Genomic DNA, 16,975 nt, shown 5'->3' on the forward strand with positions numbered 1-16,975 from the left:
ATTGAGAAAGAGTGTAATGCTCCCCGTAATTATTCGTGCAGCGAGTTGACAGTGCATGAGCTACTGCTTAAATCCTATCTGTCCAAATCCAGAAAACTTGGTATATAGCCAAAGGTGTCAGTCTTGTGGCTCGCAACTACTGTTGCGCGATCGCTATCAGGTGATCAAACCATTAGGTCAAGGTGGCTTTGGAGCAACCTTCTTAGCCAACGATCAAGGCTTACCCGGAGAACCGAGTTGCGTAATCAAACAATTACGCCCATCAGGAAGCGCCCCACACGTTTTACAGATGGCCAGAGAACTCTTTGAACGAGAAGCTAAAACTCTAGGTAGGATTGGCAATCATCCCCAAGTACCAAGATTATTAGACTATTTTGAAGATCACGAGCAATTCTACTTGGTTCAAGAATACATCAGTGGTGATACTTTGCAGGAGGAGGTGAAATTTAACGGCATCTTAAGTGAAACTGGAGTCAAGCAATTTTTGAGCGAAGTTTTGCCACTGCTCCAATACATCCATGAGCAAAAGGTGATTCACCGTGATATCAAACCAGCAAACTTAATTCGCCGCACTCAAGATTCCAGAATGGTACTCATCGACTTTGGTGCCGTCAAAAACCAAATCAGCCAAGGTGTGACAAGTCCATCAGGACAGACAGCATTAACAGCTTATGCTATTGGTACTCCTGGTTTTGCACCTCCAGAACAAATGGCTATGCGTCCAGTCTACGCCAGTGATATTTATGCATTGGGGGTAACATGTATTTATTTACTTACTAGCAAAACTCCCAAAGACTTAGATTACAATCCCAACACTGGCGAGATGATGTGGGAGCAACTTGTGCAAGTGAGCGATCACTTAAGCAATGTATTGCGAAAAATGTTAGACGTGTCTGTACGTAATCGGTATCAGTCAGCTTCAGATGTTCTCAAAGCCTTGGAAATAGAACCATACTTAGAAAGTTTAGCAAAGGGTTTATTAATTAAATCAGATACTGGATCTAAAGAGCGAACACACAACCATTTACAAAATTCTGCTGTTTTATGTAACAATTCTTCTGTGGCTGGTACCAGTACAGGAGTAGCGCAGGTAGCGGCAGCAATTCGTGCTAGACGAGCTAAAGCAGAAGCGGCAGGATTACACCAGGGTTCTGGGATGGGCAAATCAACAACTTTAGCTAATAGCAACAGTAATGGTTCACAAAGTCAAAATTCTAAAGTTGAGCGTAAGTTAGATAACCAAAGTCTGTTAACCGCCTATCAAAAGGGAAGACGGGATTTTGCTCTCCATAATTTAAATTTGCTGAACCTGCAAGGTGCTGACTTATCAGGAACAAATTTCCATTCCACTCAATTGCAAAAAACCAATCTTCAGGGAGCTAATCTTCACAATAGTGATTTTGGTAGAGCTAGTCTCACTAGAGCAAATCTTAAGGATGCTAATTTGAGCAAAGCATATTTTAATCATGCTGATTTAGAAGGGGCAGACTTGCGAGGTGCAGACCTCAGTAATGCTTGTCTCAGTAATGCTAACCTCCGAGGAGCTAACCTGTGTGGTGCTAATCTTACCAGTGCCAAAATTTCTGATGAGCAGCTAGCACTAGCAAAAACAAATTGGATGACCGTGCGCCCCAATGGTAAACGAGGTTTATTGTAAATTGAAAGTTGAGACTTTGGAGCCAGCCTCTTGCTCTGGCTCTCAGACTAGTTCTCTACTTTTGAACAAGGGCTAGGGAGAATCAAATCTTAAGTTTAACTATATTGTTTTATCAAGCTTAGAAAGCTTGGATTTTTTATGATTTTGATAAATAAAACCTGACTTTTATTGATAAAACTCAAATTTATTCAGAATTGACCAAGTAGATAGGATCTAGCAATTCTATTTAGTTTGTGAGAGTTCCAATCCCTAAATCCCCGGCTTCGTAAAAGTTGTCGGGGATTTTGTTGAGCGCAAATAATTCAGGATTGTTATAGTTGAGCCTAGCAATAGCGACCGCTCTAGAAAATATTAAGAAATAACCGATGAGCTAGAAAAAAGATACAGCTAGTTGGCAATTATTAATTAAATCTTTATAATGATGATCTGTTCTAAATAACGAATGATTATTTACAATAAACAATGAGGGATCATTATAATTTCTTATAGATATTTCTATGCTTTTTATTGCTATAAACAACAGGGGATCTAGCACTGAAAAGCTGTAACGCATAAAGCTCTAAAGCCACTAAAATTTTAAGATAACAGCGAAAATTGAAAAATTAGTTAATTATCCCTGATTGTAGGCTGAAGCAGAATATTTACAACCGAAATCAGGTAATACAAGGTTTAGGTATCATGACTGACTTTGCACAAACGGAAATAGAACGGAGATTAACTTTATATCAGGTATTCCTCAAGTTGTATGAGCATCACAGCAGCCTTCTAGATGAAATTCTTCAACTAGAAAATCTATCTCAACCGTCTATGAAGAAAATGCAGTTATGTTACGTACATGGTGTAGTAGAGACTAATGCCGTTTATTTGATGACTAACTTGTGCGACAATCAGACTCAAAGTTTACAACAGCCACAGCAGATATGGACAATAGGGCGTAATCAGAACAGTGGTATTTGCATTGCTGATAATTATATGTCTCGTCGCCACGCGGCTATTCAATATATTGACGATGAAGGCTTCTACTTTATAGACTTCAACAGCACCAATGGCTCCTTTGTGAATGGCGATCGCGCTTTTGGATCGATCAAGCTCAAAGATGGCGATCGCATCCGTCTAGGTAACATGACTTTTGATTTTTTTATGAATTATACGTGCCGCATTTTGCCAACTGTAGCAATAGAGTTATTAATGCAGCTTGTGCATAGAAAGAATGACAATCAAGTAGAAATACTTGCTTTCTCCCGTGACAAACAAAAATCTATATCTGTAAAAGCAGATGATAATTTAGATATTTTAAGAAATTCTCGACTATTTGATAAACTTGAATATTGTTATGACAACTTCAGTTCAGAACAGAAATCAGAAATTTTAGACCGCTTTCTTAGCAGAAAAATACCATAAAATATCAGCTAAAAAATTGGAAATTAAAGAATATCTGCAAAAATTAAGAGCGCTTTGCCTGCTTGATTTTGGGAATACTGTAATCAGAATTAAGTAAATAGGAAGGATCAAGGCTGGGTTATTGCAAAAGAGAAAGTATGGTTAGTTAATAAAATTAACGCCTTTGCCGAGCGCTATAACTATGAATAGCACTAGCTTCTCCCTTTGGGAGAAGATTGCTTTTTAGCTCTTCTCCCCATATATAACCTAATTACAAATTAGTAATGCCTATCTAATTAATACATCCACGTTCCTTATTCTTCTGGCTCTAAATCGCCTTCTTCCTCTTCATCTTCTTCACTGGGTTTCGCTACGGAGTTAGCAGAAACAACAGCGCCTTTATCTAGCTTCTCACGGACTAGTTTCTTAATTTCCTCAGCAAATTCGGGTTTTTCTTCTAGATACTTAATGGCATTGTCTCGTCCTTGGGAGATATTATCGCCGTTGTAACTATACCAAGCCCCCTTGCGGACAATAATGGAAGTTTCTTCTGCCAAGTCTACAATACAACCCAAGGTAGAAATACCTTTGCCAAAAATAATGTCAAATTCCGCAATCCTAAAAGGTGGCGCTACTTTATTTTTGGCGACTTTGACTTTAACGCGATTACCAAATTCTTCTGTACCTTTTTTCAAGGTTTGAATCCGGCGAATATCCAAGCGCACCGAAGCGTAAAACTTCAATGCGTTACCGCCAGTTGTGGTTTCTGGGCTACCGTAAGTAACACCGATTTTTTGCCGCAACTGGTTAATGAAAATTACTGTACAACCAGATTTACCAATATTACCAGTAATTTTACGTAGGGCTTGGCTCATCAACCGCGCTTGTAAACCAACGTGAATATCACCCATATCGCCTTCAATTTCAGCGCGGGGAACCAGTGCTGCTACTGAGTCAATGACTACAATATCAACCGCAGCAGAGCGAACAAGCTGATCGACAATTTCCAAAGCTGATTCTCCAGTGTCAGGTTGGGAAATCAGCAAATTATCAATATCTACACCCAACGCCGCAGCATAAGTAGGATCGAGAGCGTGTTCAGCATCAACAAAAGCAGCAATACCGCCATTTCTTTGCACTTCGGCGAGTGCATGTAAGGCTACTGTAGTCTTACCAGAACTTTCTGGCCCATAAATTTCAATTACCCGTCCCTTGGGTAAACCACCGCCCAAGGCTAAATCTAAGGTGAGCGCTCCACTAGAAATTGTTTCCACCCGCATCCGGGTAGCGTCGCCCAGGCGCATGATTGCTCCTTTACCAAAGCTGCGCTCAATCTGGTTTAGCACCATAGTCAGCGCTTTTTGCTTGCCGGAAGTATCGGTGTTGATAGCCATTTCTGCCTCTAATGCCTCTAAATATATGGTTTTAAGAAGTGTTGGTTTGGGAGTTTGAGTAGAACAGATATACTATTTTAACCAGAAAATTCTGGAATAGGACTTCTCAAATCAAAAAAGGGGTGTGACAAGATCGTAACTCGATCGCTACCAGATAGGGTAGTTTTGCACAATGATACCAACTTGCATTCAGAGATAGCTTTTTTTAGCTGGGTAAGCAATCTTATTTCAAAGAAAAATTATCGATTTGCTCCTCCTGCCTCTTTCAATATAGATTTTTATTAGGATTTAAGTAAAAAGTTCAGCTTCTATCAAAGTATTGAGATTTTGTTCTACTATGCTATCTACCCCCCAATCCGTGAACAGTGTCCTTGCGCCAGGAAATCTGCGTAAAGTGCATCACATAGCCCTCAATGTCCACGACATGCAAGCTTCCCGCTACTTTTATGGCACAATCCTGGGTTTGCACGAACTCACAGGCGACGAAGTACCCTTAACTCTGGTGGAACTTGTCGCATCCGGGAAAGTAGCCAACTTTATTACCCCGGATGGTACGATTCTGGATTTGTTCGGGGAACCAGAATTATCACCACCAGATCCCAATCCAGAGAAGACATTCACCAGAGCATACCATCTAGCTTTTGATATCGATCCGCAGTTATTTGAGCAAGCGGTGACAGTGATCAGGGAAAATAAAATAGCGATCGCACATGGCCCAGTCACTCGTCCTACTGGTAGAGGTGTGTATTTTTACGATCCAGATGGCTTTATGATTGAAATTCGTTGCGATCCAGAAGCTAGTTAACTTAGGGGTAAAAACAAAAGTATCTACTATGACTGCTAAACTCATACAAATATTTAAAGTAATTGAAGACACAATCACAAAACCGCCAATTCCACACGAACCATACAAGCAATCATTGAAAGCCTGGGCAATGTATTGTTTGCGAGACAAAGGTTTTATAGTTGTTTATGCTCAAAATGCCGATTTTGCTATTGAAAGAAAAGGCGAAGAAAAACTATATTTTAAAGTTTCAAATAGTCCTGATGATTTAGATAATTCTGTTAGCTGGATTGTTTGGGATAGTGCAACTAAAAGTGCTAGTTTAATTCCCAAAACAATAGACTGATGCCCAAAAATTGCTTTAACCGAATAATTAGTAATTAATGGTGCAGAGTAACTAAATTCATTGATGGAGATAATAAAAATTTATTCCTTGTTTGAGAGCAACTACCTGTCTTAATATCAGGTAATTACGAATTACGTAAAGCCTGCGGCATAGCTTCGCTTAACGCGGAGCGTGCCGGAGGCTCTATTATGAATTACTAATTTATTTAGACAGATGCTCCACAAATATTTTATGTTCTGAGGAATTTAATCCCAACTGTAACACAGTCAATACTTGCTGCATATTGCCAGCAAGTAAATCTGACATTGACAACCACAAACCAGGAAAAACTTGACTTTTTATAATTCCATCTGCGTCCACTTCTAAGGATATATATTCTCCTTGTTGCAGACAAAACCAATCTAATTTATTCTCAAATACTTGCCAGATAATGTATTCTTTATATTACTCCATTACGACCATAGACTTTTTTCTTGTCATGTAAATCAATGGCAACACTGCTAGCTGCTATCTCTATTACGAGTTCTGGCGCACCTTCTATGTAATCATTATCACTCAAACGAGATTGTCCTCTCGCTGCTGGTGTGATTAATAGCACTCCATCAGGTTGCGGTTCATTGTCTCGATCTAAGCGGACTGTTGGCTCAATTCCCAATCTCACACCAGGAGTTGATGCTTCATAAACTCCTAACCAAGTGATTGTATGACCATGTGGTTCAGCATGACTTTGAAAACGTAATGGGGATGCCAAGTATACAACTCCTTCAATTAATTCTGCCTTTTGATGACGGGGCATTGTTTGATAGCGGCGTTCAAATTCGTAGCGAGTGAGGCGATCGCCATTTTCTAAAAAAGGAATTCGGTGATGGAGTGCTAGGTTGACCATTATTTTCTACTCTGGCAACGAGTTTTACTTTATTATGCCTTGGTACATGTTTTTTTGTGATGGCCGTCTAAGCCTCTTATTGTCAAAACATCGGTAGATTAGGTTTCTCAAATACCATTAAATGCTGTTGAGGTAATAAATTTTTAGTTTCACGCCAAACTAAACCAACGGCTTGCATTTCTTTACGGACTTGCTTTTGAGTCATTTTATGCAGACCTTTAATCATAATAAAGGGATTTTCACCCCGGTACTCAACCAGCACCACCTTACCACCTGGTTTCAGTGCTTTCACAATTCCTTGCATCACTTCTTGGGGATACTCAAGTTCATGGTAAGCATCTACCATCAACGCCAAATCGATACTTTCAGATGGTAAGTTAGGGTCGCTAAGGGTTGCTAAAACAGGCTCAATATTAGTGATATTTTTCTCTTTTTTGAACAACTCAATTATTTCCAACATTTCTGGCTGAACATCTACAGCTAACACTTTACCTGTTGTTAATAACGGTGCGATGCGAAAGCTAAAGTAACCTGTACCAGCACCAATATCCGCCACCACATCATTAGGTTTCAGATTGAGGACATTGACTACCTTACTTGGCTGTTCCTCTCCCTCTCGGTTGGGACGTTCTAGCCAGCCAGCGCCTGTATATCCCATAACTTGGGCAATTTCGCGCCCCATGTAATATTTGCCGATACCATCTGGACTATGAATTATCCGTTGTTCGTAAACTGTGGTGGATGAAGATGCGGCTTGCGCTGTCAGAGTTGGGTTCAATAGCACACAACTCAACATCACAATAAAAGTTAGTATAAAGTGGAGAAAATTTGACATTTGGTTATGACTGATTTGGATAGTTATAAGCAGGAACTAAAAGAATTTTATGGTAATAGAACTACTTATGACCATGAAAAAGATACTGAAACCATCACAAGAACAATTAAATCAGTTGCAAGTTGAGTACCAAGCTGAAATTGAAAAATTAGCAACCGAGCAAGGCATTTGGGAAGATACTACAAAGTTCTTTGTTCGCGCTCGAAAATAAGTTGATGAGCAAAGCGGTGTTCCTTAACTGACAACTTTAGGCGATCGCGCCCGATGGTTTTGCCGTTAATACATAGCCATCTTGTGAAATTAATTAGGCTTTGCCCAAAATCGTTGGTAGGGACAATTGATGAATTGTCCCTATGTCATTTCTGCTAGATGTCTAATGATAATGACAGTTTAATCTCATAGGCCGATGTGGAAGTAAACATTTTCAGGATTTACTTGAACAGCCCGTTTAAAAATTTGTAATCCCATCTTTGGACACTATGCAAAACCTGCCCTTGATGTTAGTTCCTATACTCGCTGCACAGAAAGTAGCAGGTGACGGTGTAATTAAACCTCTCGGTCATCATGAGCTATTGTTGGTGCTGGTGCAACTGTCACTATTGCTTCTGGTAGCGCGGGGATTAGGTGAGTTGATGCGACGGATTAACCTCCCGCCTGTTGTTGGGGAATTATTGGCGGGTGTGCTGCTGGGCCCTTCTCTATTTGGTTTGCTGCTTCCAGACTTACAGGCGCACATCTTTCCCAAAAGTCAAGAACAGTCTAATTTACTTTCGGTGATTTCTTGGTTAGGTGTGTTATTTTTGCTGATTGTGACTGGGTTAGAGACGGATCTCAAGCTGATTCTTCGCAAGGGGAAAACGGCTCTGCTGATTTCACTGGGCGGAATTATTATCCCATTTATCACCGGATTTGGACTAGGTTGGTTATTGCCAGATAGTTTTTTAGCCAACCCAGAAAAGCGACTAGTATTCAGTCTATTTATCGCCACAGCAATGAGTATTTCAGCAGTCCCAGTGATTGCGAAGGTGCTGATGGATTTAAACCTGATTCGCCGTGACATTGGTCAAGTCACCTTAGCCGCTGGGATGACTGACGACACTATCGGCTGGATTTTACTTTCTGTGGTTTCAGGTCTAGCTAGTAGCGGCAAGTTTGACTTCGGGACAATTTTTCATTCGGTGAGTGCAGCTATATTGTTTTTAGCGATCGCATTCACAATTGGCCGTACCATCGTAGACCAGATTTTACGGTGGGTTGATGACTACATTGGCGGTATCTCTGCTAGTATATCGGCTGTGCTGATTCTTTCACTCTCGGCTGCAGCCCTTACCCACGCATTAGGTTTAGAAGCGGCATTAGGTGCTTTCGTGCTGGGGATTCTGGCAGGTCAATCTCGCCGCTTTAGCAATGAAGCCGGACACATGCTAGAAGTCTTCACAGCAGCCTTTCTAGCACCAATTTTCTTTGCTTCAGCTGGCTTAAAAGTTGACTTGGGAACTCTGTTAGTGCCCCAAACGCTCCTATTTGGCTTGATTGTTCTCGCTGTCGCCTGTGTTGGCAAATTTACAGGTGCTTACATTGGTTCTCGCGTCGGCGGGTTGAGTCATTGGGAAGGTTTGGCAATGGGTTCGGGGATGAATGCTCGCGGGGCAATGGAAATTGTCGTTGCTACCATTGGTTTATCTCTGGGAGTGCTGAATCCCCAGATGTACTCGATTATTGTGATGGTGGCGATCGTCACTTCCCTAATGGCTCCACCCCTTTTGCGCTGGTGTTTGTCGAACGTGGTGATGAGTGACGAGGAAGCGCAACGTTTGGAACAAGAAGAGCAGGATAGCCGCAGCTTTATTAAACAGATCCAACGTGTTTTAATCCCTACTAGTGGTGGCCCCAACATCCAACTCGCAGCGCAACTAGTTGGTTACATGGCTCACCAAAACTCCATAGAAGTCACATCTCTATATGCCCTGAGTGACAAGCAGCCCCAAAAAAAAGACCGCCGGACGGCAACCCAGGTTAAAGATACCGCCGCCGAGGAAGCTCTGGCTGCTGTTGTTGAGGAAATGCAACTACCTGCTGATACCAATTTGCAAACAAAAACGGAGTCTGGACGTAGTAAAGCGGAGGTAATTCTGAATGAAGCGAACAAAAACTATGACTTGATTGTATTGGGAGCTTCTGAACAGATACGCCCGCAGAAAACATTGTTCAATTTGCTTGTTGATAAGGTTGTACAAGAAGCGCCTTGTGCAACGATGGTAGTAAAGTCGCACCTACCCCACCCCAAAGGCGAGATATGCAAAATCGCTCAACAAAAGCTGACAAAGATTTTGGTGCCAACGGTGGGGACAGAATATAGTAAAAATGCTGTAGAGATGGCAAGTACGATCGCTGCTCAAACAGGGGCATTAGTAATGATTGTGAATGTGATTAATTTGCCACAAGTTGAGTATATTCTTTACGAACAGCGATCGCTAACTCCAGTAAAGGAAATTGCTCACGATCTGCTCGAACAGCAAGCAGCAATTGGCCGCAATCTGGGTGCTAATGTCAAAACCTATATTCTTCAAGGAACCAGCCCAGAAAGGGAAATTCTGAAGTTTGCCCAAACCCAGGAAGTTGACCTAATTATTCTCGGCAGTAATATCCGCATGGTTACGGGTCGCGTTTTCTTCGGTCATAGAGTAGATGCAATTCTGAGTAAAGCCCATTGCCCGGTAGCGGTAATTACTGCTCCATAGTTGTTCTCAGCAATACACGGCTTGAGATGTTAGCGCGAAGCTCTGGAAGTGACTGAACTTTGCAAATTAGCAAGAGCGGTATTGTAAGCTAAAATAGCTGTGACTCGATTGCCTTCTGCTGTTGTCAGGTCATTTTCAGCAGCAATCACTTCTGTTTGAGTGCCCACGCCAGCTTGGAACCTGAGCCTTGCTAAATTCAAGGCTTCTCTGGCTTGATTTAAAGCCACAGCCGAAGTTTCCACATTCTTCAAATTGGATTGCAATTGAGAATAGTACTGTTCTACATTAAAGCGAATTTGGTCGCGCTGGCTAGCAAATTGATTCTCTGCGATCGCAATATTAGCTCTCGACTGAGCCGCCTTTGCTTTTGCGGCTCCTCCATCATACAAAGTTAAACTTCCTTGGAGTCCCACTGAATAGCCATCAGTAACACTAACGCCATCGTTATAACGATCTAGCAGGTTGTAGCTACTTGCCAAACTAATTTGTGGCCCTAGCTGTGAAAGTGCCTGACGGCGCTGTTGTTCGTAAATATTCCGTTGTGCCAAATACTGGGGCAATTCTGGACGATTTTGAAATGCTTGGATAATACTTTCTTCTAGCGTTTGCGGCCAAAGCCCTGCCAACTGTACAGGATCTGCGGCCGTGATATTAAATGACTGTGACAAACTTAATGTGGTAGCAAGCTGACGACGGGCAATTTGCTGCTGCGAGATAGCATTAGTCAGTTGTTGTTGGTTGTTTGCTAAATTCACCTGAGCTTGCAGCACATCGAACCGCGTACCCACTCCAGCCTGTTCTCTGGCTTGAGTATCCCGTAAACTAGCCTGGGCATTTTCCACAGCAGACCGATTAATTCTTACTTGTTCATCTGCTTGTTGCAAATTGTAGTACTGAGTTGTGGCATTCAACCTAACTGTCAAAGACTGAGTTTCCACATTAAATTCATCTACACGTAGTTGTTCTTCAGCTGCTTGGATTGTGGCTTGGCGATTACCGGAGGTATAGAGGTTGTAATTCAGTTGTGCTGAACCATTAAAAGAGGTGCTGGCTTGAGATGGATTGCTAACAAAACCATTGCCATTATTAGTTATACTACTGTTAATACCAAGGGTAGGAAACAAGGCAGCTTGAGACTCGCGTAGCGATGAACGACTACGTTCTAGCTGTAATATGGCTACCTGTAAGTCTCGATTGTTGCGTCGTGCTAGTTCTAAAGCTTGTGCCAAACTGATTGGTACAGTTGCCTGAATCTTTACTTCCTCCGGTTTGGTAGGAAATTGCAGAGGATTGGGATTAGGGTTAAGGTAATCAGGAACCTGTACAGTGCTTGAGGTATTCTGCGGTTTTGGTGGAGTTGCTGCACTTGCTAAAGTTGGAAAAAGAATAGCGAAGGCGACGCTAACCCAAGTAGAATGCACGAGTAATAACCTGAAATTCATAATCTAGCCGTAGTCATTAATTAGGTTTCTTTAAGGCTGAAATCAAAAGTTTTCATCTTTTACCTACAGAGATTTAAATCTTAAATTCTCCTTCTAAGGGTTGATATTAACAAATTAGCCGACAATCAAGCCATCCTGAACTCGAATAATTCTTCTAGTTTGAGCAGCGATATCTGGTTCATGAGTGACAATTACAATTGTGATTCCTTGGTCATTAAGTTCTGTTAGCAAACTCATCACCTCATGAGAAGTTTCAGTATCTAAAGCTCCTGTTGGCTCATCTGCCAAAACTAATGCAGGTCGGTTGACCAAAGCGCGAGCGATCGCTACTCGTTGTTGTTGTCCCCCAGAAAGTTGACTAGGACGGTTAGCTATACGTGTCTGTAATCCCACTTTTTCCAGAGCTTCTAATGCCCTTTCACGGCGTTTTTGTTTGGGTAAGTTAGCATAAACCATTGGTAACATAACATTTTCCAGCGCTGTTGCCCGCGCCAATAGGTTAAATTGTTGGAACACAAAACCTATCCTTTGGTTGCGGATATACGCTAACTCATCATCATCAAAAGTCGTTAGATTTCTCCCTTCAAAAATATAGTCTCCAGTTGTCGGACGATCCAGACATCCCAAAATATTCATGAGCGTAGATTTCCCAGAACCTGACGCACCCATAATCGAGACATATTCCCCCTCCTCAATAGAGAGTTCAATTCCCTTAAGAATCGGAACACTAACTTCTCCCAAATAGTAAGTTTTAGTAATAGATTCCATCCAAATCATCGTCGGCATAAGAGAGTGCTGAGTAGTGAGTAATGAGTAATGAGTAATGAGTAATGAGTAATGAGTAATGAAAGTTTATTTATAGCCGTAGTCACACAGGTTAGGACAGTATTGATTGCTAAAAGGCTTGAAAAAACTGGGTTTTTACTCAGCATTCAGCACTCAGCACTCTTAGGCTTAGTCGCTTCTTAAAGCGTTGATTGGATCTAATTTCGATGCGTTCCGTGCTGGAATCACTCCAGCAAGTAAGCCAACACTTAATGAGAGTCCAAACCCAGCAATAATCGACAATAAAGAAATTACAAAGGGAAATTTGAAAACGCTTGAAGCGATAAAGGCTAATAAAATTCCAGTCGCCATCCCAATACATCCACCAAGAATGGAAATAACGATCGCTTCGGCTAAAAATTGATTAAGGATTGCTGAATTGGTGGCTCCTACAGCTTTACGAATCCCGATTTCTCGCGTCCGTTCAACCACGGAAACTAGCATAATATTGGCAATCCCAATTCCGCCAACCACTAACGATATTCCAGCGATCGCTACCACCATGACTGTAAATAAACCCACAATATTAGTGAAGGTACTCACAATATCAGCTTGATTGGTCAGTCGAAAATCATCGGCTTGCGGTGGATAAATATTGTGACGCAACCGTAAAAGATTTGTAACTTGAAACTGAGCCGCTTCTAACTCTTCCTGATTAGCGCCTTTAACTAAAATTCCATTTACAGAAACGCCTACTAGAGCATTGTTTCCAACCAGTCTCTTCGACATACTAGTTAGAGGAATGAAAACCTGGTCATCTCGATCCATCGGCCCCTGAGAACCTTTAGCTTCCATCACCCCAATTACTTCATAAGCCTCTCCCTGAATGCGAATTTTCTCGCCAAGCGGATTTACACCCTGTCCAAAGAGTGTTTTTTGAACTGTAGGGCCAAGAATAGCTACCTGTGCAGCAATATCTAGTTCTTCTTGAGTAAAATATCTCCCTTGCTGGGGGTGAGTATTTCTGACTTCTGGGTAATTCAAATCTGTGCCATAAATGGTTGTTGAAGTGTTCTGTCCTGCATATACAATTTGAGCGCTACGTTGAAGATAAGCAGAAACCATCTGTGCTGATGGCGCTTGTGTAGCGATCGCCTTTGTATCTTCCCAAGTCAAGGTGCTACTAGAACCTACTCCTTGACGGACATTCCCGCTTCTTGCAGCACCCGCTAAGATTTGGATCACATCTGTACCCAATGCTTGTATTTGTTGCTCAACCCCCTTTTGCACTCCCTGACCGACAGAAGTAATGGCAATGACTGAAGAAATCCCAATAATCACCCCCAACATAGTTAAACCTGTGCGTAATTTATTACTCCACAGAGTCTCTGCCGCCATTATCAAGATTTCCAGCAACGGTACTGTGCGGGTCTTCTTGGCTTTATAAAAGCCCTTAAATATCTTAAACATAAGGTTTTATTTAAAACTCATTTCTTCCTTCTCTTCCTTCTCTTCCTTTGTGTCCTTTGCGTCCTTTGCGGTAATGCCTCCGGCACGCTCCGCGAACGTTAAATTAAAACTACTGTTAAGGCGAACCACCACCGGAACGACCGCCCCCGCCTGTAGGAGCAGGAGGGAAAACTCCTCCTCGTGGTGTTGATTGCGGACGCGATCCTGGTGGGAAACTGAGCAATACTCTCTCGTTTCCTGTCAATCCAGACTTAACTTCAGTAAAGTTATTCGCGGTAACGCCAGTCTCTATACGAGTAAACACAGGTTTGTTATCTGCTCCAGCCACAAATACACCTGTAGCATTTTCTTGACGCACTACCGAGGCGGTTGGTACTACTAAAGCATTTTCAACTTGACCGACTTGAAAATCTGCTCCCACATTCATCCCAGACCGCAGTAGCCTTTGGGGGTCTGAAAGTGATACTCTCACTTCAAAACTCGTGACGTTTTGCTCTACTATTGCTTGGGCAGCAATTTGCCTAACTTTACCTTCAAAGGTTCTTCCTGGGTAGGCATCTGCTTGAATTGAGACTTTTTGATCAAGGCGGATTTTGGAAATATTTGTTTCAGCCAAACTTGCAACAACTTCATTTGTTGAAGCCAGAGACAAGATTGAAGAAGAAGAAGAAGAAGCTACTTCACTACTGGCTGTTGTGGGTGTTACGAAAGCACCTGGATCGGCATACTTCTTTGTCACGACAGCATCAAAGGGGGCGCGAATAATCGTGTCATTGATTTCGGCTTGGATGTTTTGCAGCGAACCACGAGCAGATGTTACCTGGGCGCGGGTTGCGTCAATATCTTCTTGGCGCGTTCCAGCTTTGGCAAGTGCCAAAGCTTGCTGTCTCTGCTTTACTACGGCTCTTGCTTGCTCAATGTCTTCTGGACGTGACCCAGCTTTTTGCAGCCCTAGTGCTTGCTGTGCTTCATTTACACTAGCTTGGGCGCTGTCACGAGTAGCACGTTTTTGGTTAAGAGTCTGAAGGGATATACCACCTGCGTTGTAAAGCTGTTGATTACGAACAAGATCATCTTCTGCTTGGCGAAGGGTGGCTTGAGCTATTTGCAAGCGTGCCTGTGCTTGGGCAATATCTTGAGAGCGATTACCTACTTGTACTTTTTGCAGATTCGCTTCGGCTTCGTCTAACGATCCCTGAGCTTGAGCAATATCTTGAGGACGATTCCCGGCGATCGCCTTTTGCAAATTCGCTTCGGCTTGTGCCAATTGCCCTTGAGCAGAAACTAGTTGCCCCCGCAGGTTGGAATCATCCATGTAAGCGAGAATCTGCCCTTGTTTGACGATATCTCCTTCTTTCGCCAGCAGTCTTTTCAAAATGCCTGAGTTTTTTGGGCTGAGGTTGATTGACCGCTCAGGTTTCACTGTTCCATTCGCTGAAACTGTGATTGTCAAGCTCTGCTTTTCTACAGGTCTTGTCAGCACCCGACGGCTGGCTTGTTGACGAGAAGCAACACCTACTTGGTAATAAACTGTATAGCCAATTCCACCCAAAAGGCAAAGAGCAATTAGCCAAGAGAGCCAATTACGTGTGCCCTTTTTTTTCTTTACCTCTGGAAACGAAACTGATGAATCTACGGTATTTGGTGTATCAATCTTCATATCCACTTTTTCTATAAGGAACGGCTACCAAGCGGGTAGTTCACGGCTAAAACTATAGCCTGGGAGCCTTTATACTGACAATGATTTTGGGTTTTTAGTGTTTTAAAGGTTGATTTGCAGTATTAGTCCACTAGGAAGTCTGAAATAATCATCACGCACTCTAACTAATCTCCCAGCAGGAACAATTTCCTCACTAGGAAGAAGAATGTCTCCGTTGGGAAGTCTGAAGTAACCTTGATTACGCAGTCTGGCTATGGATCTAGCAGGAATAATTTGCCCGTTGGGATATCTGATATCACCATTACCAAGTCTGACAACTCTGCTATAGGATTGGTTGTCACGGTTCCAATTATCCCGATCTCTAGAGTTTCTGACTTCTCCAGGATAGGATCTGCCGTTGCGGTTCCAATTACTTCTGTCTCCAGGGTTTCTATCTTCTCTATAGTTGCGTCTACCGTCGCGATCGCGGTTCAAATTACTTCTGTCTCCAGAGTTTCCATCTTGTCTATAGTCGCGTCTACCGTCGCGATCGCGGTTCAAATTACTCCTGTCTCCAGAGTTTCCATCTTGTCTATAGTCGCTTGTCTGGGCACTTGCAGGGACGCTCAACAGAGTAGGAACAATTATCAGGGCAGCAGCTGCTAAAGCTATTGAGATACGGTTTGGTTTCAACATCGAATTAAATCCTTATTTAGATTAAAGTTCTATTTTGCTTAGGTTCAGATTCAGCAATTTTGGACAGTTGCTTTTGTTTTGGTATTAAGGTGTGCAATCTTCACCTCATCGTATAAATTCATACATATTAATTATCGATCAAAAACTTTAAACCAATGTATGCCCAAAGTCATAAGTAATCCCAGACTTATGTATGACGAAAGTCATCAGTTTTTTATGTGGAGATCGGGGAAAATAATTAATACCCAATATCCAATCTTTTTAAATTTAATCCTGTATTGGTGCAATTCCTTGCCAAATAATATCAACAAAATTTTGGATAAATATTGATACTTCTGTGGCACGCTCTTCAGAATTTAAGTAAGTTGTTGTTGGTAAATTATCCGTTTTTATACTGACTTGAGACGAAATTTGCTCCAAAAAAACATAGTTCATCAGCGATCCTAGTAAAATATGAGCCACTGTCTTGGGATCGCAAGGGCGAAGCCGATTTTGCTTTATTTCATACTCTAAAAAAGCCGTCAGTGCTTTGACATCTCGTATGGGTCTTGGTTCTTTATCTCCATGTTCTGGAAGTACATTGCCTCGCGATCGCAGCATCATAATCTGAGGCAGCACCTGAGTATAGAATTCCATAATCTTGAGGCAGATATTTATGAGGTTTTCTTTAAGATCGCCTTTGCCACAAAGAGATTCCAACTCGTTCACCCACAGGGGTTTTTCTGGAATTCCCATCGCTGCAAAAAATAATTCTTCTTTCGTTGAGAATCGTTTGAAAATTGAAGCTTCAGAAATCCCAGCCTGTTGAGCAATCTCTAAGGTTGACGCACCAAATCCTTGTTGTAAGAAAATTTGACGAGCCGCTTCTAAGATTTGCTGATTGGTAATTCTGGATATACGAGCCATAAATAAGTAAGTCATTACTTATTTATAATATAAA

General features: G+C 42.0%; 14 protein-coding genes and 1 pseudogene. 6 read left to right on the plus strand and 9 right to left on the minus strand.

Annotated elements, in window-relative coordinates; genetic code table 11:
* Window positions 1–55: 55 nt before the first annotated feature.
* Window positions 56–1,657: a serine/threonine-protein kinase gene (locus V7K98_RS24745; RefSeq protein ID WP_335026708.1), complete on the plus strand. Its 1,602-nt coding sequence runs from the start codon at window positions 56–58 to the stop codon at window positions 1,655–1,657.
* Window positions 1,658–2,335: 678 nt separating this feature from the next.
* Window positions 2,336–3,058, plus strand: coding sequence for an FHA domain-containing protein (locus tag V7K98_RS24750; protein WP_335026710.1), 723 nt, complete (start codon window positions 2,336–2,338; stop codon window positions 3,056–3,058).
* 293 nt (window positions 3,059–3,351) lie between these two features.
* On the opposite strand, the gene recA is transcribed toward V7K98_RS24750, so the two are convergent.
* Entirely contained in the window at window positions 3,352–4,431 is a 1,080-nt protein-coding gene (recA, locus tag V7K98_RS24755; protein ID WP_335026712.1) for a recombinase RecA, read from the minus strand.
* Window positions 4,432–4,768: 337 nt separating this feature from the next.
* Between recA and V7K98_RS24760 the strand changes: the two genes are divergently transcribed.
* Together V7K98_RS24760 and V7K98_RS24765 are read left to right on the plus strand one after the other, a co-directional pair.
* A complete protein-coding gene (locus V7K98_RS24760; protein ID WP_335026714.1) occupies window positions 4,769–5,236 on the plus strand; it encodes a VOC family protein in 468 nt (155 codons plus the stop codon).
* Between the two features lie 43 nt (window positions 5,237–5,279).
* Entirely contained in the window at window positions 5,280–5,561 is a 282-nt protein-coding gene (locus V7K98_RS24765) for a hypothetical protein (RefSeq protein ID WP_335026835.1), read from the plus strand.
* Window positions 5,562–5,762: 201 nt separating this feature from the next.
* Here V7K98_RS24765 and V7K98_RS24770 read toward each other — a convergent pair.
* Both V7K98_RS24770 and V7K98_RS24775 read right to left on the minus strand, forming a co-directional pair.
* Window positions 5,763–6,447 (minus strand): annotated as a pseudogene (locus V7K98_RS24770) (Uma2 family endonuclease).
* A gap of 82 nt (window positions 6,448–6,529) precedes the next feature.
* Window positions 6,530–7,243: a class I SAM-dependent methyltransferase gene (locus V7K98_RS24775; protein ID WP_335026837.1), complete on the minus strand. Its 714-nt coding sequence runs from the start codon at window positions 7,241–7,243 to the stop codon at window positions 6,530–6,532.
* Window positions 7,244–7,331: 88 nt separating this feature from the next.
* Here V7K98_RS24775 and V7K98_RS24780 point away from each other — a divergent pair, with 88 nt between their 5' ends.
* Together V7K98_RS24780 and V7K98_RS24785 are read left to right on the plus strand one after the other, a co-directional pair.
* A complete protein-coding gene (locus V7K98_RS24780) occupies window positions 7,332–7,493 on the plus strand; it encodes a hypothetical protein (protein WP_335026716.1) in 162 nt (53 codons plus the stop codon).
* A 268-nt stretch (window positions 7,494–7,761) separates the two neighbouring features.
* A complete protein-coding gene (locus V7K98_RS24785) occupies window positions 7,762–10,023 on the plus strand; it encodes a cation:proton antiporter domain-containing protein (RefSeq protein ID WP_335026718.1) in 2,262 nt (753 codons plus the stop codon).
* 29 nt (window positions 10,024–10,052) lie between these two features.
* Here the strand turns inward: V7K98_RS24785 and V7K98_RS24790 are convergent, their stop codons facing one another.
* From V7K98_RS24790 to V7K98_RS24815, 6 genes are all read right to left on the minus strand, one after another.
* Entirely contained in the window at window positions 10,053–11,465 is a 1,413-nt protein-coding gene (locus tag V7K98_RS24790) for a TolC family protein (RefSeq protein WP_335026720.1), read from the minus strand.
* Between the two features lie 114 nt (window positions 11,466–11,579).
* Entirely contained in the window at window positions 11,580–12,251 is a 672-nt protein-coding gene (locus V7K98_RS24795) for an ABC transporter ATP-binding protein (protein WP_335026723.1), read from the minus strand.
* 168 nt (window positions 12,252–12,419) lie between these two features.
* The gene (locus V7K98_RS24800; RefSeq protein ID WP_442940438.1) at window positions 12,420–13,700 is read right to left on the minus strand and encodes an ABC transporter permease; all 1,281 of its coding nucleotides are present in this window, start codon (window positions 13,698–13,700) and stop codon (window positions 12,420–12,422) included.
* Between the two features lie 115 nt (window positions 13,701–13,815).
* Window positions 13,816–15,360, minus strand: coding sequence for an efflux RND transporter periplasmic adaptor subunit (locus V7K98_RS24805; RefSeq protein WP_335026725.1), 1,545 nt, complete (start codon window positions 15,358–15,360; stop codon window positions 13,816–13,818).
* Window positions 15,361–15,462: 102 nt separating this feature from the next.
* Window positions 15,463–16,035 (minus strand): hypothetical protein, encoded by a 573-nt coding sequence (locus V7K98_RS24810; protein WP_335026728.1) that lies wholly within the window; start codon window positions 16,033–16,035, stop codon window positions 15,463–15,465.
* Window positions 16,036–16,302: 267 nt separating this feature from the next.
* Entirely contained in the window at window positions 16,303–16,941 is a 639-nt protein-coding gene (locus V7K98_RS24815; protein ID WP_335026841.1) for a TetR/AcrR family transcriptional regulator, read from the minus strand.
* Between the last annotated feature and the right edge of the window lie 34 nt (window positions 16,942–16,975).

The organism is Nostoc sp. (genome assembly GCF_036917435.1).
Classification (GTDB): domain Bacteria; phylum Cyanobacteriota; class Cyanobacteriia; order Cyanobacteriales; family Nostocaceae; genus Nostoc.